General features: G+C 42.3%; 17 protein-coding genes and 2 riboswitches. Of the genes, 7 read left to right on the top strand and 10 right to left on the bottom strand.

Annotated elements, in window-relative coordinates:
* Positions 1 to 135: 135 nt before the first annotated feature.
* The 6 genes from ACZ42C_RS16585 to ACZ42C_RS16560 form a co-directional block, all read right to left on the bottom strand.
* The gene (locus tag ACZ42C_RS16585; RefSeq protein WP_461181586.1) at positions 136 to 1,824 is read right to left on the bottom strand and encodes a putative ABC transporter permease subunit; all 1,689 of its coding nucleotides are present in this window, start codon (positions 1,822 to 1,824) and stop codon (positions 136 to 138) included.
* Between the two features lie 62 nt (positions 1,825 to 1,886).
* Complete coding sequence (locus ACZ42C_RS16580) at positions 1,887 to 2,672, bottom strand: ABC transporter ATP-binding protein (protein ID WP_461181585.1); 786 nt, start codon at positions 2,670 to 2,672, stop codon at positions 1,887 to 1,889.
* Positions 2,673 to 2,703: 31 nt separating this feature from the next.
* Positions 2,704 to 3,276 (bottom strand): guanylate kinase, encoded by a 573-nt coding sequence (gene gmk, locus ACZ42C_RS16575; protein WP_461181584.1) that lies wholly within the window; start codon positions 3,274 to 3,276, stop codon positions 2,704 to 2,706.
* 679 nt (positions 3,277 to 3,955) lie between these two features.
* Entirely contained in the window at positions 3,956 to 4,966 is a 1,011-nt protein-coding gene (locus ACZ42C_RS16570; protein ID WP_461181583.1) for an LLM class flavin-dependent oxidoreductase, read from the bottom strand.
* 390 nt (positions 4,967 to 5,356) lie between these two features.
* A complete protein-coding gene (locus ACZ42C_RS16565) occupies positions 5,357 to 5,917 on the bottom strand; it encodes a YusW family protein (protein WP_461181582.1) in 561 nt (186 codons plus the stop codon).
* A 117-nt stretch (positions 5,918 to 6,034) separates the two neighbouring features.
* Positions 6,035 to 6,700, bottom strand: coding sequence for a uracil-DNA glycosylase (locus ACZ42C_RS16560; protein ID WP_461181581.1), 666 nt, complete (start codon positions 6,698 to 6,700; stop codon positions 6,035 to 6,037).
* Between the two features lie 231 nt (positions 6,701 to 6,931).
* Here ACZ42C_RS16560 and ACZ42C_RS16555 point away from each other — a divergent pair, with 231 nt between their 5' ends.
* The 3 genes from ACZ42C_RS16555 to ACZ42C_RS16545 all read left to right on the top strand — a co-directional run bounded on the left by ACZ42C_RS16555 (position 6,932) and on the right by ACZ42C_RS16545 (position 10,276).
* Positions 6,932 to 8,275 carry an MATE family efflux transporter gene (locus ACZ42C_RS16555; protein ID WP_461181580.1) on the top strand — a complete coding sequence of 448 codons (1,344 nt, stop codon included), beginning with the start codon at positions 6,932 to 6,934 and terminating at the stop codon, positions 8,273 to 8,275.
* 145 nt (positions 8,276 to 8,420) lie between these two features.
* Positions 8,421 to 8,522: riboswitch (purine riboswitch) on the top strand.
* A gap of 74 nt (positions 8,523 to 8,596) precedes the next feature.
* Complete coding sequence (locus ACZ42C_RS16550) at positions 8,597 to 9,667, top strand: NCS2 family permease (protein WP_461181579.1); 1,071 nt, start codon at positions 8,597 to 8,599, stop codon at positions 9,665 to 9,667.
* Positions 9,668 to 9,733: 66 nt separating this feature from the next.
* A complete protein-coding gene (locus ACZ42C_RS16545) occupies positions 9,734 to 10,276 on the top strand; it encodes a phosphoribosyltransferase family protein (RefSeq protein ID WP_461181578.1) in 543 nt (180 codons plus the stop codon).
* 77 nt (positions 10,277 to 10,353) lie between these two features.
* On the opposite strand, the gene glnA is transcribed toward ACZ42C_RS16545, so the two are convergent.
* The 4 genes from glnA to ACZ42C_RS16525 form a co-directional block, all read right to left on the bottom strand.
* Positions 10,354 to 11,679: a type I glutamate--ammonia ligase gene (glnA, locus tag ACZ42C_RS16540; protein ID WP_461181577.1), complete on the bottom strand. Its 1,326-nt coding sequence runs from the start codon at positions 11,677 to 11,679 to the stop codon at positions 10,354 to 10,356.
* 20 nt (positions 11,680 to 11,699) lie between these two features.
* A complete protein-coding gene (gene dapF / locus ACZ42C_RS16535; RefSeq protein WP_461181576.1) occupies positions 11,700 to 12,581 on the bottom strand; it encodes a diaminopimelate epimerase in 882 nt (293 codons plus the stop codon).
* Positions 12,582 to 12,593: 12 nt separating this feature from the next.
* Complete coding sequence (locus ACZ42C_RS16530) at positions 12,594 to 13,835, bottom strand: LL-diaminopimelate aminotransferase (RefSeq protein WP_461181575.1); 1,242 nt, start codon at positions 13,833 to 13,835, stop codon at positions 12,594 to 12,596.
* 277 nt (positions 13,836 to 14,112) lie between these two features.
* Entirely contained in the window at positions 14,113 to 14,901 is a 789-nt protein-coding gene (locus ACZ42C_RS16525) for an AraC family transcriptional regulator (protein WP_461181574.1), read from the bottom strand.
* 217 nt (positions 14,902 to 15,118) lie between these two features.
* Positions 15,119 to 15,221: riboswitch (TPP riboswitch) on the top strand.
* A 93-nt stretch (positions 15,222 to 15,314) separates the two neighbouring features.
* Here ACZ42C_RS16525 and ACZ42C_RS16520 point away from each other — a divergent pair.
* The 4 genes from ACZ42C_RS16520 to ACZ42C_RS16505 are packed head-to-tail and all read left to right on the top strand — an operon-like array spanning position 15,315 to position 18,855.
* Complete coding sequence (locus tag ACZ42C_RS16520) at positions 15,315 to 15,905, top strand: YkoF family thiamine/hydroxymethylpyrimidine-binding protein (RefSeq protein ID WP_461181573.1); 591 nt, start codon at positions 15,315 to 15,317, stop codon at positions 15,903 to 15,905.
* Between the two features lie 14 nt (positions 15,906 to 15,919).
* The gene (locus ACZ42C_RS16515; protein ID WP_461181572.1) at positions 15,920 to 16,525 is read left to right on the top strand and encodes an ECF transporter S component; all 606 of its coding nucleotides are present in this window, start codon (positions 15,920 to 15,922) and stop codon (positions 16,523 to 16,525) included.
* Positions 16,506 to 18,092, top strand: a complete 1,587-nt coding sequence (locus tag ACZ42C_RS16510) for an ABC transporter ATP-binding protein (protein WP_461181571.1) — start codon at positions 16,506 to 16,508, stop codon at positions 18,090 to 18,092. Before ACZ42C_RS16515 ends, ACZ42C_RS16510 begins: the two co-directional genes overlap by 20 nt.
* Positions 18,076 to 18,855: an energy-coupling factor transporter transmembrane component T family protein gene (locus ACZ42C_RS16505; protein ID WP_461181570.1), complete on the top strand. Its 780-nt coding sequence runs from the start codon at positions 18,076 to 18,078 to the stop codon at positions 18,853 to 18,855. The genes ACZ42C_RS16510 and ACZ42C_RS16505 overlap by 17 nt, the downstream gene beginning before the upstream one ends.
* Positions 18,856 to 18,864 lie beyond the last annotated feature (9 nt).

The raw sequence follows: 18,864 nt of genomic DNA, 5'->3' as shown, positions 1-18,864 counted from the left end.
ATACCATTTTCCCTGACCTTCAGCAATCATGCAAGTGAAGGCTTTTTTATTTGAGATCATTCATATAATATCCATTACAAAAATCCTTATTATTCCCAGCAGAAAAAATGCTGGATAATAAGGATTTTTATATACTTACAAACTGCCGGACCCCTTACCAAACAAAGGTTTTGCCGCAGCACCCTGCATCATTTCGATATCAATACCTTTTTCTATCCTATGTGCACTCAGCACTGCAAACAAACAGCAAATACCAAAAGAAACAATTAACATTAAAAGGAAACCTGTAATTAATACCGTCACCACACTTACTTCCTTCCACAATAGCAATGTATAAACAAGACTTGCCACAGTTCCAATAAACCCGCGCATATTGCCGACATTCTCGAAAAACTGTGACGCTTCTGCAGGAATTAATAAAAGAACAAACGGTATTAATGCAACGAAAAAATAAACAAAGGAAGCCACCATCATAAGCAATGCCGGGGCAAACCGCAAACGGTTCTGCGGATTTTCCGGGTTATACTTTGCTCCAATTGCGCCAAACCACATGCCAATCCCGCTTAAGCCCACAGAAAGTATCGCTTTCATAATAATGCCGCCAAGCAGCTGCTGAGCAGACCACCCAAGAAAAAGGCCTGCAGCAATTTCAATTACGGTTAAAAGAACAAACGGAACAAGCCAACTGATCCACAGCTTGCCAAAAACAATCTCTTTTCCTGATAACGGCAATACTTCCAAAACCCACGTGGATTTTGCCTCCCGCGCAATGGAAAAGCTTGCAAATTGGGCGTTGGTCATGGCATACACAAATAATAAAATAACTTGCGCGATGGGCCAGGAGATATCAGGAAAACCACGCATATCGTTAACATTTCCATCTCCAGTAAAAAATGCCGAGAACACAAATACAAACATAAAAATAAAAATAGGAATAAAGGATAGCCATTCCCGCATATCCCGTTTTAAGGCAAACCATTCTTTCTTCCCAACGGCAATAACAGGTGAATTCAGTCTCGCGACGGCCTTTTTTGGCTTGCTTTTTTTCCGCTTCTTCCCGCTTCCTTCACTCAGCTTCACCCAACCGGTCCTGAACCCCCTGTCCACAAGCATCGATGTAATAATAATTAAAACAACAGACAGAACAAGCACCATCAGAAAAGGAGCAAAAAAGCCGGCAGATCCTGCACCAGCTGCCGTAATCGCATTACTTGCCCAGGCGAGAGGAACCCATTCGGGAAATACAGGCAATCCGGACAGGATTACTTCAGGCAGCGGTTGGTCATTCCATCTCCCCGGAAACAGAAAGATGACATACACCAGCATTCCCGCCATCACGCTCATAACTGACATAAATTCATTTGCCCTTGATGCTGGAATGATTTGCACCAAAATCAGGTTTAATAAATAAGCTATCGATAATCCAATGACAATGACAAACAGTAATATAAACAGCACTACAGGATAATACAATAGATGTACACCCGCGAACAGGCCGTAAACATAGAGCGGTACCAAATAAAGTATAAACAGAATGAGCGGCACCCCAACAAAGCTTTGTATATATTTTATCCAAAATATGTAATTGGCAGGGATTGGCATCGTAAACAGCAATTGTAGATCCGTCCCTGCATACAATTGCTTAAACACTTGCGGCAAGCCGAGCAAAATGATAAAACCGATCATCATTAAAAAAGAATAAGACAAAAGGCCTGCCAGCACAGGTTCCGTAATCGCATCCACCATGAACCATATTCCCCGAATCAGCCAATTCAGCAAGATGAGAAAAACAATAAAAAGCACAAGATAGCTTATATAATTCACCTTGGGCTGCGTCCTTGCTGTATTCCAAAATATTTTCCACTGATTTTTCAAGAGAGCCTTCATCAATGTGCATCACCATTTTTGGCCATGCCCCTAATAATATCCTGCTCATTTTCCCCGCCCGTCAATTTCAGAAAGATATCTTCCAGGCTTCGATCTGCACTTCCGCCTTCTTCTTTCAATTCCTCCATCGTTCCAAGTGCAATAATATCCCCGGAAAAAATAATGCCAATCCGATCACACATTTGCTCGGCAATTTCCAATATGTGTGTAGACATAAATACAGTCATCCCGTTGTCACATTGCTCCCGCAATAGGTTCTTCAGACTGCGTGCACTCTTCGGATCCAGGCCGACAGTCGGTTCATCCAGGAAAAGTACATTTGGCTCGGAAACAAGAGCGCCGCATATTGCTATCTTCTGCTTCATCCCGTGGGAATAACTTTCAATTAAATCATGCGCATCATGCGTTAAACTAAATGTATCAAGCAATTCCATCGCCTTTACTCTAAACTGCTTACCGGGAATGCGAAAAACCGAAGCAATAAACTCCAGATAGTCCCACCCGGTCAGTTTTGGATAAAGATTTGGCTGATCCGGCACATAGGCAATGTTCTTTTTCGCCTCCAGCGGATCTTTCCAAATATCGATACCTGTAATTTCAGCTGTCCCTTCTGTCGGCTGCAGTAAACCTGTCATCATTTTAATCGTCGTTGTTTTTCCGGCACCATTTGGTCCAAGAAAACCAAACAATTCCCCTTTTTTCACTTCAAGCGAAACTTGTTTCACAGCAGTATGTTTTCTGTATGATTTTGTAAGGTCTAATAATTTTATCGCCGTCTCTCCCATAATTCCACCCTTTATTTATACGACTTTTTAATCAGGAAGAACCGATCCCTTTCGCATATCTCAATAAAACCTCTTCACATTTAATTACAGCTTTTTCAAGGTCATCATTTACTACGACTTCATCAAATAAAGGTTTCTTTGATAATTCATAGTCCACTCTTTTCAATCTTCGGATAATGTCATCCGAATTATCTCCACGGTTTAACAAGCGGTGTTTTAATTCATCGATACTCGGAGGTTCGATATATACAAGTACGGTATGTTCCCCAAACTCCTCCTTCATCGCCACCGCCCCGTTGACATCAATATCTTTTACGACAGTCAGCCCATTTTCTATTGCTTCATAATACTTGTCCTTCGGTGTGCCGTACCAGTTTCCATGTACTTCCTCATACTCAATAAAATAATTATTCGCAATGCGCCTTTTAAATTCATCCCTGTCCACAAAAAAATATGGGGAGCCTTCCGTTTCCCCAATCCGCATTTCCCTGGTCGTCATAGAAGGAATATATAACAGGGAGGGATATTTATTTTTCAATTCATTGATGATTGTATTTTTTCCTACGCCGCTAAACCCGGAAAAAACTATGATCTTTCCTTTCATGCAGTACACTCTCCTCCTGAAATAAACTCGTATTCACCCGTATTTCAGTGAATGAGCCCATTTTTTCTAATGATGAGCATGTAAAAATTTCAGCTTCTCTTCATGCTCTTCTGAGACTACGGTCCCTACCCCACAGTGAAAAAGATTGCTGAAACTTTACATTCTCCAGCTGGTAAAACAATATACCCAAAGTATAGACACCATAGTGATTCAAGTCAATAAAGCGGATAGACTGATCACCTGTGTTATTCGGGATATTTGACAACTATTCCAATATATGAGAGTATATAGAGATTGAGTAACAAATAAGTGATTCTGGCATTCTACGCAATGTTTTTGCAGATGCTTATTCACACTGGCGCAACTAAGGGGTTGCAAGGACGCAAGAGCAGGTTAGGGCTTGCGTTGCTTAAGTTAGAGAACTTGAAGTGGAACATGTACCGCGGTTAAAAAGCACAATGTGCAAACAAAAATAAAATGATTTAAATCTTATATTGTTACTTTAGAAATAAAGGGATACCTATTTAATAAAAGGTATCTCTTTTCCATTTAGTGAGCGACATAAGGCATTATTAAAGCGTGAGTTTCTTCCATATACCCGGAACCTTTTAGCTTTTATAACATCTCAAAAACACAAACACCCATTTTGAAAACAGCTCAAAATGGGTGCTTTTCCTGTTTAATTTGAATGAAGCTGAAATGCCTCTGCCAATAGTTCGTATGACCGGTGACGTGCACTTTTTTCAGTCAGCATATCCACAATCATAATCTCATCGACCATGGCTTCTTCCGCAAGCTCTCTTAAACGCTCTGCTACAGTGTCCGCACTGCCTATTACAAATTTACCTTTATTTTCTTCCCTTACCGCTTCTTCTGCTGCACTGTACTCATAATTGCTCGCCTCTTCCAGAGTTGGCGGCGGTAAATGAAGTTCGCCCGTCGTCCACCTTACCCATTGCAGCTCAGCGGGACCTGCAAGGTATTGCGCTTCTTCATCCGTTTCTGCCGCAACAACAATGACAGACATGATACTTTTCGGCGCAGATAAAAAGGAAGAAGGTGTAAAGTTCTCTCGGTACTCCCGCAACACCGGAATGGCAAGTTCAGGAGAAATATGTCTTGCGAATACAAACCCCAGCCCATGTTTGGTAGCGTATTTCATGCCTCCCTCACTGGATCCAAGCATGTATATATCCGGCACCAGGCTTTCATCCGGAGAAGCAATGATTGAGCGATATGGATGCTCATCCGAAAAATCACGTTTAAAGAAAGAGAGAAGATCCCCCAGCTGTTCCGAAAATGACTCCTCACTATTCCTTCTTAATGCAGAGGCAGTAAGGACATCTGTCCCGGGTGCCCTTCCAATCCCCAAATCAATGCGGCCGGGATACAATGCTTCCAAAAAGGAAAAGTTCTCCGCCACTTTCAGGGAGCTGTGATTTGGCAGCATGGTCCCTCCAGTACCAATCCGAATATTTTTTGATAAAGCGGCGGTATGGGCACTCATAATATCCGGAGAAGTGCTCATCAGATTCTTCTGGTTATGATGTTCAGCAAACCAATACCTCGTATAGCCAAGACGATCAGCCAACTGCACCAGTTCAACCGAGTTCTGAAGTGAAGTCCGAGCTGATTCTCCATTGTACATGGTTACAATATCCAAGATAGATAGCTGCAGGTTCTCTGTCATAGTAACACCAATCCTTTTAGTTATATTTACATCATTTACTGCTTATTTTAATATTGGAGTCTTACCAAACCTTATTATTGCTACTCAAGCATAGGATGTACCTGCATAAGATTCCATTTTATAGTTATTGCCTATTATAACATAGGAAAGGGATACTTTATTACCTAAAGCATGACTGAATTTGAGGAAGGAACCTTCTTATTGTACATCAATAGACTCCCCTGTTTGAACAGGAGCCATATCGATTACTAATGTACACTTCAACAACATTCCCTTCTACATAAAACCTTACCTTTTCATTAACATTTTATGCCTGCTTTACAAACAGAATCCAGAACAGCGCTTCACCCCTACCAAACTGACTTATTATGGGATAAAGCGCTGTATTTATTAAAAATTTTGCTCAAACTGAATTTTGGTTCCGTCTTCATAATCAATTTCCAACTCAAATTCTTCCAGTTCATCACGGGAAATTTCAAGCAAATTCAAAATGTCACCTATCATTTCATCCTGACTTCTTGAATCGTCAATGACTACATTTTGCAAAATATTTTCTATTTCCTCCACGACGTCCTCTGTTCCTTCTTGATCCATACCGTCACTTTTTTCAATCTCTGCCTCGACAGAATCATTTACCTCGTATTCATATTCCCATTTATTATTATCCTGAAAATCAACTTCCAGTTCGAATTCTTTTAAACCACGCTCATACGCTGTTTCACCATTTAATGTACCATTGTCACCTTCTCCGTTTTGGTTTTCCGACTCCTGATTCGTTACTCCCCCACCCGTATCTTCGTCTTCGGGAAGCCCATCTTGCTGTTCATTTTCTTCAACCTCTTCTTCCTGTGGATTGGTACCAGTGTCCTCGTTCGTTGTGCCGTTGTCTTCCGTGCCGCAGCCTGCTAACACAATGAACGCTCCAAGCAGCGCAATATACCATGCCTTCATTTCTGTTCACTCCTTATGTCATTCCTTAATTTTGACACAAGTAGTTTTCCCTTCTTTTCCTAAAAATAACATTTCCACAAATAAAATACCGTCTTGTTTTTTAACTTGCATCTCCCTTTAAACCCGCCAGTCAATCAGAGAGCGCCCTCCTTCTTCCAAAAATTCATTCGTCCTTGAAAATGGCTTACTGCCAAAAAATCCTCTGTTGGCTGAAAATGGACTGGGATGCGGTGACTTAATAATGAGGTGATGCTTCGCTGTGATCAATTCTTCTTTTGACTGTGCATGCTTGCCCCAAAGGATGAAAACTACCGGGTCTTTTTTTGCGTTTACCTGCCTGATAACTTCATTTGTGAATTGCTCCCAACCCTTACCTTTATGGGAATTCGGTTGTTTTCTCCTTACAGTCAGCACTGTATTCAGTAAAAGGACTCCCTGTTTTGCCCAATTGACCAAGGAACCGTGATTCGGTATCGGAATACCAAGGTCATCCTGCAGCTCTTTATATATATTCTTCAATGAAGGCGGTATGCTGACTTCCGGCTGCACGGAAAAGCTTAGACCTTGTGCCTGATTCGGACCATGATAAGGATCCTGACCAAGAATGACAACTTTCGTATTTTCATAACTTGTATAATGAAGCGCATTGAAAATATCATACATATCCGGATAAACGGTGTATTTACTATATTCCTGCTTTAAAAACTCACGCAGCTGTATGTAATAATCCTTATAAAACTCTTTCTCCATGATTGGTGCCCAATCATTCGTTAAGATGGTCATTTTTTCAGCTCCTTGCAGAAAAATAGAATCATATGATTTTATCATATCATGTCCCTTTTACGACTGAAAATCGTCATAAGATTAATTTTATTAAAGTCCAGGTGCTTTTGCGTTTTAAGCCTGTTATAATTTCTCTTACGGAGTGTTGAAAAGCGGTCGGCTCACACGAACGGAGGGGATTGGGTCGACACGGGAGGGGATTCCCCTAAAATCAGAAGGAGAAAAAATGTTATGACAACGAACCAATCAAACTTTTTACAAACAGAGCCGGTCGGCCGTATTTTTATGAAGTATTTAATACCGTCCCTGATCGGCATGATGATTATGGCGCTGAATATCGTCATAGACGGTGTCATGGTCGGCAATCGGCTCGGGGCAACTGCTTTGGCGGGGGTTGGGATTGCTTCTCCCGTCTATACCATTCTCGTTGCCACGTCGTTGTGGATTGGTATGGGAGGCGCCACCCTGTTTTCCCAGGCCATGGGAGCAAGGAATGTGAAACGGGCACAGTTTATTTTTACGCATTCCACCATCTTAATTATTGTTTTTACTGTGATTATTGCACTGACAGCCTTGGCTTTTCATGAGCCTCTGACCTATATGCTGGGAGCCAATGAGGAAACATTTCCTTTTGCCAATGACTACTTACGGGTCATGCTGCTGTTTGGACTTGTCCTGACGGCAGAAAACGTATTAAGCACCTTTATACGAAACGATCAAAATCCCACTTTGGCGATGGTAAGTCTGGTTGTTACCGCTGTTTCCAATGTAGCTATTAATTATTATATTTTATATGTATTGGAATTGGGGGTAGCTGCAGTAGCATTTGGTACCATCCTTGCTGCTTTTATTGGAGTAGTCGTCATGTTTGCACATTTTTTTAGGAAAAAGAATCATTTACGGCTGGTACCTGTCCGCTTCCGTCAGCCATTGTTTAAGCAAACAATATCCGTTGGGTTTCCCAGCTTTTTATCTGAAATCGGGATTTCCGTATTTACTGTTGCCTACAATGTGACGTTGGTACGGATTGCCGGCACTGTCGGTGTTGCCGCCTTTTCGGTGCTGAATTATGTTCATACGGTAATGCTTATGCTGTTTCTTGGAATGGGTGCAGCCGTACAGCCGCTTATAAGTTATTTCCATGGAGCTAAAGCGAAAGACAAAATCAGGCAGACTATGAAGTTGGCCGTAGGGACTGCCATCATTGCAGGGGTTGCCGCTTTTCTGATTGGCCAGTTTGGTGCCACACAAATTGTTGCCATTTTCGGTGATTTCGAGCAGGAAGTGGTGGATATGGCTGTCACCGGTATTCGCCTGTTCTTTATTGTCTATCTCTTTATGGGGATCAACTTTGTAATGATGAGTTATTTTCAATCCATTGCGCAAATAAGGATGGCCACCTGGATCACTGCAGCCAGGGAAATTATATTTATGATGATTTTCATCCTTATTTTGCCGGTGTTTTTCGGCGTCCATGGCGTATGGCTGTCTGTACCACTTGCAGAATTCGTTGTTATGATGACCATCATTCTTTATGTACGGAAAAGCCGGGAATTTACGTATGTGAAAAACTAAGTCCTGGGATAGGCCAAGTTCTTCACACAAGGACCACAATCTTCATTATTCGTGTTTTGGTAAAAATAAAAAGATATAGCAGAAATATTAACAGTTATATAGACTGAAATTGAATGATAATAGATTATATGTTATCATTGTTCGTGTATTCATAAAAATTACACCTCGTATAATCCTGATAATACGGTTCAGGAGTCTCTACAGCGTAACCGTAAATTACGCTACTATGGACGGTGCTTTTTTTAACAAGCCGTTCTATGAATGGCTTGTTTTGTTTTTTTAAGCACTTTTCATGTTCAGAGGGGAAAAGGGAGAAGTCAGATGGACATCTTAAAAGATTTACTTGCAGCAATTAGCGGTGTGCTTAATGGTTTGCCGCAGGGGCTATTGGCTATGACTTTTGGTTTTGCTTCTGTACCTACAGCACTTGCTTTTATCATCGGTGCATTCGGAAACACCTTGACAAGCAGTGTGGCTGTAATTTCCTACCAGGCAGAAACAATTACTGTTGCCGGTACCATGGGGAAAAATATTCGTGAACGGGTATCCATGATTTTCTTCGGTGCCCTTCTCATGCTTGTTATTGGTTTATTTGGCTTAATGGAAGGGATTATCGCCTGGATCGGACCAATTATTACTAATGGCATGATGGCCGGGGTTGGTATTATGCTTGCCAAAGTGGCCTGGGATATGTCAAAAAATGACCGGGTCGTCGGAATATCTTCTTTTGCCAGCGCGCTGATTGTCTATATGGCAACGGGTGACCTTGTTTACACCATAACTATTTCGGTTGTACTGTCCAGTATTATTTACTATTTTATACAAAAAGAGAAAACAGGTGTAGCCGATCATGTAAAAGAAGATAAATTCAAACTCCAGAAATTAACGCTAAATCCGATGGTTGTTCGCGGGGCACTGGCATTGGCTTGTTTAAATATCGGTGCCAATATCGCTTTTGGCAAAATCAATGCAGATATTGCTGACACCGATGTCAACGTGGATACCATCACAATTATAAGCAGTCTGGCGGATATGGCTTCTGCTTTATTCGGCGGGGGACCGGTCGAGGTAGTCATTTCCGCCACCGCCAGTGCACCTCACGCCGTATTATCCGGTGTCATCATGATGCTGATTATGGCAGTTATTTTGTTTCTGAAATTATTGCCTAAAATTGGGAAGTATGTGCCCAGTGCTTCTATTGTCGGCTTTTTATTTGTATTGGGTGCAATTGTTACATTACCGGGAAATGCAGAAGCTGCCCTCACTGGGGACGCGCCCGGTTCCAGTCTGGTTGGCGGTATAACAATGGTCGTAACAGCGATCGCCGATCCATTTTTAGGAATGCTCGCAGGCGTAATTATGCAATTTTTAATAGGTATATTTGGTGCGTGAACCATTCACTACGACAGTGGCAGACTTTTTTCGGGATTACGTTAAATAAATTGGAGGTAGTTTAAAATGGAAAACTATGAATTAAAGGTCGCAGGTGTTACGCGCCATTTGCCTGTAATACCTGTCAACGAAGATATAAAAATAGCCAGCTTTGTCATTTTGGGGGATACGGAATTGGTTGCAGCCGCAGCCCCTTTATTGGGGGAAAAATTGCCGGAAGCGGATATTCTTGTTACGGCCGAGGCAAAAGGCATTCCTTTCGTGCACGAGCTGTCCAAGGTGCTGAACATGCAACGCTATGTCGTTGCCAGAAAAAGTGTCAAACCCTATATGAAAAATCCATTAACATATGAAGTTCACTCCATTACGACACAATCATCGCAAATCCTGTGTCTGGATGAGGTGGATGTGGAATGCATACAAGGTAAACGCGTAGCATTAATTGATGACGTGATCAGTACAGGAGAATCCATCAGGGCATTGGAGGAATTGGTAGCAAAAGCCGGCGGGAATGTCATTGCAAAAGCAGCAATACTTGCTGAAGGAGATGCAGCAGAACGGGAAGACATTTTGTTTTTGGAAAAGCTGCCGATATTTACTCGAGACTGATTCATACCTGAATGGCCAACAAGAAACCCTTTAAGGAAGTTGATCTTAAAGGGTTTTCTGTTGTTGATCAGTTTTTCTCAATACTGCGTTATATATTGCTCCCGCTCCCATGGATGTACTTGGGTACGGAACATATCCCATTCTATTTCTTTTGATTCCACAAAGCGTTCAAGCAGATGATCACCTAGCGCATTGGTAATTACTTCATCCGACTGCAGTAACTCCAGCGCTTGTGCCAGCGTAGGCGGCAGATCAATAACACCGTTTTCCCTGCGCTGGGCTTTATCCATCTCATAAATATTCTGATCTACCGGCTCTGGAGCTGTTAAGTTATTTTTGATTCCATCCAAGCCGGAAGCCAACAGGACAGCCATGGCCATATAAGGGTTTGCAGAAGGATCGACACTCCGGACTTCAACACGGGTGCTCAGCCCCCGGGAAGCAGGAACTCTCAGGAGCGGACTTCTGTTTCTCCCCGACCATGCCACATAACATGGCGCTTCATATCCTGGTACCAATCTCTTATACGAATTTACAGTAGGATTTGTAATCGCCGTAAAACCCGGGGCATGTTTTAATATCCCTGCCAGGAAGCTTCTTGCGGTGTCACTGATTTCCAAAGGTCCATTTGAATCATAAAAAGCATTTTTCCCATTTTTAAACAAGCTTAAGTTACAGTGCATTCCCGAACCATTGACACCAAACAATGGCTTGGGCATAAACGTAGCCAGCAGACCATGCTTACGGGCAATTGTTTTTACGACCAATTTAAAGGTTTGGATATCATCACAAGCCCTCAGGGCATCCTGGTATTTAAAGTCTATTTCATGTTGACCTGGTGCCACTTCATGGTGGGAAGCTTCAATTTCAAAGCCCATTTCTTCCAATTCCAATACAATATCACGCCTGCAGTTTTCCCCAAGATCCGTTGGTGCAAGGTCGAAATAACCGCCATGATCATTTAATTCAAGGGTGGGGTCCCCTTTTTCATCCAATTTGAACAGGAAAAATTCAGGTTCCGGACCAACGTTGAAGTTGGTAAATCCCAGTTCCTCCATTTTTTTTAAAACCTGTTTCAAGTTATTGCGGGGATCTCCCGCAAAAGGGGTTCCATCAGGATGGTAAATGTCACAGATCAATCTGGCTACTTTCCCTTTTTCTGCTGTCCAGGGAAAGATCACGAACGTATCCAAGTCAGGATATAAATACATATCGGACTCTTCAATCCTTACAAAACCTTCAATGGACGAACCGTCAAACATCATTTTATTATCCAAGGCCTTCGGTAACTGGCTGATTGGGATTTCCACATTTTTGATAATGCCAAACAAATCAGTGAATTGCAATCGAATAAAGCGCACATTTTCTTCCTCTGCTATTTTCATTATGTCTTCTTTGTTCATACTTCACTCTCCTCTATAATTTATGACAAATCAGCTTGCTGAACATTCAAATCTCCGGCACATATATAGGCTGCTTCTCCCCTTTTCCACACATGCCCTTGTGCATCCCAAGTTATCGTAAGATCTCCCCCGGGAAGATGAACGGTGACAGGCTTATATTCATCAAGCCGTTGATTCAATGTACCGGCGACTACTGCAGCACAAGCACCTGTACCGCAGGCCATGGTCATTCCTGATCCTCTTTCCCATACACGATAATTGATCTCTCGAGGACTTTTAATTTGAACAATCCCAACGTTCACCCGATCCGGAAACAGGCTGTCTTGTTCCAGGACAGGACCTATTTCTTCAAGCGGAAACGCATTTACTTCATCCACAAATAAAATCGCATGCGGGTTACCCATGGAAACACAGGTCAGATAAAGCTTTTTTCCTCTGAATATATGAGGTTCATTCACTGCCCTGACGGACGGATTACCCTCCATGGGAATGGTGCCTTTTAGTAATTGTGGCTTTCCCATATCCACATTCACGTACTTCACGAGTTCTTGTTGATTCGATCCCGTGTCTGTTTCCACACTGACAATGCCGCCTAATGTTTCAATTGTAAAGCGGGATCCCCTTGCATACTTCCGGTCAAACAAATACTTTGCCACACATCGCAGCCCATTCCCGCAATTCTTTGCTTCAGACCCATCTGCATTAAAAATCCTCATTTTAAAATTGGCAGATTCTGATGGGCAAATAAGAATAATGCCATCGGATCCAATCCCAAAATTGACATCCGAAACTTTTCGTGAAAGTACGGAATATTTCTCCTCAGCCAGCACATGATCCGGATTGTCCAATTGGTTAAAAAGTACATAATTATTGCCTAATCCATGCATTTTAGTAAATTTCATTTCTCCGCCCCCTTAGAAGATGAATTTGGACGTAGACAGTCTTTCTCTAATTTCCTTAAATATTTGCTGTTCCTCCTCCCACCCATTCGCTTGAAAAGTTACAGAAAACCTCACATATGGACCAGCATCATCCCATGGAACAGTAGAAATTAAATGCTCATTAATCAAATATTGGCTGAACGCTTCCGCCGAATGAAATACCGGTCCGTTTTCTACTGCTTTTGGCATTTTTGTATATAAGAAAAAAGAACCCTTTGGTTTGCTTGCATTAAATCCGCACTCCTGTAGGATTTCAGACAATCGGGCATGGCGCCGAGAATATTTCTCGGCAGTTTTTTCCGTTATATCAGGACGGGACAAAGCATGGGATGCCGCCTTTTGAATAGGAATAAATTGACCCGAATCGTAATTATCTTTTACTGCGGAAAACGCAGAAACCAACTTGGCATTGCCGGCTATAAAACCGATGCGCCATCCTGTCATATTGAAAGACTTGGATAAAGAATGCAGCTCCACGCCAACATCCTTCGCACCCGGTATTGACAGGAAACTTAGCGGCTTCTCCCCGTCAAATACAAGTGCAGCATAAGCAGCATCATGAATCACGATCAGTTCATGTTTTTTGGCAAAAGCAACCACTTCTTTAAAAAATTGCTTGTCAGCAACAGCGCCTGTTGGATTATTTGGATAGTTTAAATAAAGTAATTTTGCTTTTTTGAGTACATGTTCAGACAATGAATCAAGTTTTGGTAGAAAAGCTTTTTGCTCCATGAGCGGTACATGGATAATTTCTCCACCCATATATTTCGTATGCGTTCCTAAAACGGGATAATTCGGAGAGGGCATGATGGTAATATCACCGGGATTAATAAATGCTGTGGGGATCATGGCCAAAGCCGACTTTGATCCTATGGCATGATTGATTTCCGTATCAGGATCAAGGCCATTTACTGCAAATACTTCTTCCATATAGGTTGCCGCCGCCTGCTTAAATTCCATCACTCCGTTATCGGCATAGAAGCGATTTTCTGTTTTTGCTGCTTCCTCAGCCAGTTTTTGAATCACAATTTCATCCGCCATCGCATCTGGTTCACCAACCCCAAGATCGATTAGTAGCTTTCCGGGATGATCCTTCACCGCTTTTCTCTTTGCTCTTTTTATTTTTTCAAATTTATAGATCTCGTCTTTCTTGCCAAACTGCGCTCCACCTATTCTTTCAGAAAACTGATGTTGAATATAATCTACTTTTACCAAAACTGATTCCCCCAAATTTCAATTTCTTCTTCCTCTTGATTACTAGCCGTGCATTACCAGAAATATTACCCTTATGAAGTTCTGTCCTCTGATCCATTTATCTTGTTTTTATAATAATGGATGAGGGAAAAAATGTATTTAGATTTTTTGGAAGAATATTTGTATTTTTTTACAAAGATCGAGCGAGTCACCTCCTTTAAACAGAAGGAAAAAAATAAAAAAGTTGCCGGGGGAGGGTGTAATTTCCCTGGCAACCTTTCCTGCAGCTACAGTGTTTTCACCTTACTTCTGAAGGGTTTTTTCCTGTATATTGCTTAAATTGTCTGCTGAAATAATGCAGATCATTATAGCCAAGCGCTTTTGCCGCCTCCGTTACTGTCATTCCGGTAAAATAAAGTAAATGTTCTGCACGCTTTATACGGCAATAAACAATATAGGATTTTACTGTATGCCCAATCAATTCCTTGAATTTTTTGGAAAAGTACCTCGGGGAAAGATTGGCGCGTGCAGCTAAGCTTTCAATCGTATGTGGCTTTCCCGGATGCTGTTGAATAAAATTGGCTGTTTCGCGAATCGTTTCTGTTAAATTATTGCTTGTACCATCTATATTCTCTTCTTTTTCCTGTTCTTCTCTTAAGAGATGAATCATTAATTGCTTTAAAATTAACTTCCCTTCCGTTTTTGCCGCATATGTTTCTACTAAGAACAGCCGAACGTATTGGGTTAATAGAGATTCAAAACGAATCGTATTTTTAAGCATGCGATGGGAGGAGGGGATGAGTTGTACTTCCCCGGTTATATCAAAATGGATGTATGTTAACACGAGGGGGTCCTGGGGGTTGTGAGTTGCTTCCGTCTCATCACCCGGCTTAAACAGAAAACAATGTCCTTTTTCCACCTGGTATGTTTTTCCGTTCAGCTTTACTTCGCCTTCCCCATTCCAAACATAAAATAAGTCATAGTTGGGCATGGGCTGATCTCTTTTTCGCCACTTCCAGTTCGGTTCACAATGGATGGTGGCCAACGCAGGCTTTAACACAAAATTATCCGGATTGACATATAGCATCCGGTCCACTCCCTTCCTACACGGAAAACCTATGTTATTATTTTAAATTGGAATGAAACATGTGTAAATAACTTTTAGCTTTCAGAGGAACACCAAATAGCGATGTTTATACAAATTGCAATCTTCCCGGAACAGGATACCGTGGTTAATTCACCTGTTTTCCTTTACAAACAGGAGGATTCATGTTTATACTGAAGACAAATAACTGCATATCTGAATTTAGCACTGGGGGAGCTGCATTAGCGGCTGAGAAGATGGATATCTGACCCTTGGAACCCGAACTGGATAATACCAGCGTGGGGAAGTGCGGTCTGCTGTATGAATTTATTTTAAGCTGAAATTTTACAGACAAACTGCATTCCCTACGGAGTGCAGTTTTTTATTTTTACTTTATTTTCAGGAGGAGATTATGTATGGAAAACTATTGCGGAACAAGCAGAATTTCAGGGTGCCAGTTTAGCCTGCACCCCATGAGCGCAGACTTTGAAAATATTATTCTATCAGCTTTGGAGCAAACAAATACGTCGAAAGTCTGGAAGGAAACTGATGACGTAACCACTTGCATCCGGGGAAAGATGGTACATGTTTTCGACATTACACAAGCTATCTTTCTTCATGCTGCTTCAACCGGGGAGCACGTTGCCATGAACGGAACCTTTTCCATTGGATGTCCGGGGGATACCGATGCAGATGCCTACATGGACGAGACAGACACCCCTTTAAATGAAGACATGGTAAGTGCCATCAACCAGGAAGCAGGCTGTAAATTTTCCCTCTATCCGTTGGGAGAAAAAGATTATATGGATAAAATCTATGAACAGATTGATCTGTCAAAATCACGCGGCGTCAAAGTAAGCTCCTCTCATTATGCAACCAGGTTGGATGGGGATGTAAAAGATATTTTCCGGACTTTGCAGGAATCTTTTTATCTCGTACAGGATAAAGTGTCCCATGTCACCATGACATTCAGCATTTCAGCCAACAGTCCGTCCAATAAAGCTTAAGGAGATATGTGCAAATGACAAACCAATGGAAGCTAAAAGAAATTGTTCTCATGTCAGCTTTAGGTGTAATATTTGGGCTGATCTATTTAGGATTTTACCTGATAGGCCAAGGGTTCAGAAATGTGCTTGCCCCTTTTGGACTCGGTCAGTTCGGATATGAGATTATATTCGGTATTTGGTTCATCGTATCGATTATTGCTGCCTATATTATCCGAAAGCCCGGCGTCGCGTTTACTTCTGAATTAATTGCCGGGATTGTGCAAGTGCTGCTCGGAACGACTGCAGGACCTCAGCTGATCCTAGGTGCAGCTATACAGGGAGCAGGAGCGGAACTTGCTTTTGCACTGACGAAATGGAAAGATTATCGACTGCGGATCCTTGTGTTAGCTGGGATGGGTGCTGCCGTATTCAGCTTTGTCTGGAACCTGTATTCTTCCGGAAACATCGCGTTGGCACCTTGGTTACTTGTTTCCATGTTTATTGTCAGATTGATGAGCGGTGCATTGCTGGCCGGTGTACTTGGGAAGTGGATCAGTGACCAACTGGCAAAAACAGGGGTGCTCCGCGGATATGCTTTAGGAAAGGAGCGGCATAAACAACGTGAAAAAGGAGCCATTTAATCGCATCCTTGACGTGCAGGACTTCTCTTTCAGTTATGAAAACCCGGAAGACCCTTTATTAAAGAATATCCATTTTTCCTTGTATGAAAATGAAACAGTGCTTCTTATCGGTGCCAGCGGATCAGGGAAAAGCAGTCTCGCCCTATGTTTAAATGGGTTATATCCGGAAGCAGTGGAAGGAGTTTCTTCCGGTGACATTTATTATCGCGGTAAACATGTCCAGGAGTTTCCAAAAGGAGAATTGAATCAGCAAATCGGCATCGTGTTTCAGGATCCTGATAGCCAATTTTGCATGATTAAAGTGGAAGATGAACTGGCATTTACATTGGAAAACCGTAAAGTCCCTTCCATGGAAATGCCACAGCATATATCCCAAGCGTTGCAGGATGTCGGGATGGAAGGATTTGAAAAAAAGAAAATCCATGAGCTTTCAGGCGGACAAAAACAGAAAATTGCATTGGCATCCGTGCTTTTGCTGGAACCGGAACTCTTAATTCTTGATGAACCAACTGCCAATCTGGACCCTTTGTCCCGAGTCGAGTTCATTGACCTGTTACACTCGCTGCAGCAAAAAAAGGGTTTAACTCTCCTCATCATTGAACATGAGCCTGATGATTGGCTGGATATGACAGACAGGGTGCTTGCTGTAGGAAGCAGCGGAAAACTTATTGCTGAAGGACCTGCTCACACCGTGTTTACCAGGCAGGCAGCACTGTTAAAAAAGGAAGGGATGTTCCTTCCAAAGTGCTATATGTCCGACAACAAGAATTTTCGGGTCCGCCCTGCCCTCCCAACATCTGAAGAGATTTTATCCGTCAAAAACCTTACGTTTAAAAGGAAAAGAGACACCGTTCTTCAAAACGTCAATTTGGAAATAAACCGTGGTGAATTTGTATCCATTGCAGGGGAGAATGGTGCTGGGAAATCTACACTTCTGCAACAAATGGCAGGATTGCTTTCTTGTAAAAAAGGCAGGATTTTATTTTTTGACAAAGAATTGCAGCAATGGAACCAGAAAGATTTGAGAAAGAGAATAGGGTATGTTTTTCAGAATCCGGAACATCAGTTTATTACTGATACCGTCATCGACGAACTGACATATGGAATGAAACTGAACGGGTATGCGGAGGAAAAACAGGAAGAAGCTGCAACAAGGCTGATGGAACAATTTCACCTGATGCAACACCGTTTCAGCAATCCATTTTCTTTAAGCGGCGGGCAAAAAAGGCGCTTGAGTGTAGCTACGATGCTGGACCAAACGCCGGATATTTTATTTTTCGACGAACCAACTTTCGGGCAGGACGCGTCCACGACAGAGGAATTGATGCATATAGTAAGACAATTACAGGCCGAATACGGTGTAACCATTGTTTTTGTCACCCATGACATGGATATTGTGGACAGCACTGACCGGGCGATCATACTGCATGACAGGAATATTATTTTTGACGGGGAACCGGAAGATTTATGGAATCGGGAGGATGTTGTCAATCAAGCCAGATTGCGTCTTCCTTATCGCATCAGAAATATTCAGCAGGAAGGTGTAATTCATGATCTCATCCATTAATCCGGCAATGAAGGCCGTTACCATACTGGTCCCCGGCCTGCTGTTAAGTTTTACATTTGATGTGTTTACCCCACTGGTCTATTTTATCTTTATTTTGCTTGTAACATTTACACTAGCGGACATCCGCCCGCTGACATGGCTGAAAATCTTTAGTCCATTTGTATTGGTGGCACTGACATCTGCTTGGATGGCCACCCTTTATGCCAATCAGACCTTTTCATACGGAAATGTCCTTTTTACCATCTGGGGAGTGGATATAACAGAAGGCAGTCTGGTGACAGGAATCAGCCTGGGACTCCGTTCCTTATGTTTTGTCGCCTTATCTCTTTTATTTGCACTGACGACTGATTCGACAAAATTTATGCTGAGTCTCATGCAGCAGTTCAAACTCCCGCCCAAGATCACCTTTGGCATCCTGGCAGGCTACCGCTTTTTGCCCGTTTTCCGGTCCGAGTACCAGATATTGAAACAGGCCCATCGTGTTCGTGGTGCAGACAGAGAGCCCGGCATAAAAGGAAGAATAAATCAATTCCGGAGATATGCCATCCCGCTGTTGGCGAATGGCCTCCGAAAATCCGAACGTGTTGCTATTGCAATGGAATCCAAAGGGTTCACAGGGGACAAAGAACGTACCTACTACCACCAAATGAAAATCCATGCAAAAGACTGGCTCTTTTTCGCCTTATTTGCAGGAATGCTCGCAGCCACCATAGCTGCTTCCTATTCCCTCGGCTTCCTGAATATCTTTGGAAGACAGTTTTAATAAGTATAT

Source organism: Virgibacillus kimchii (assembly GCF_055379185.1).
This window is presented reverse-complemented; position numbering and strand designations above follow the sequence as displayed.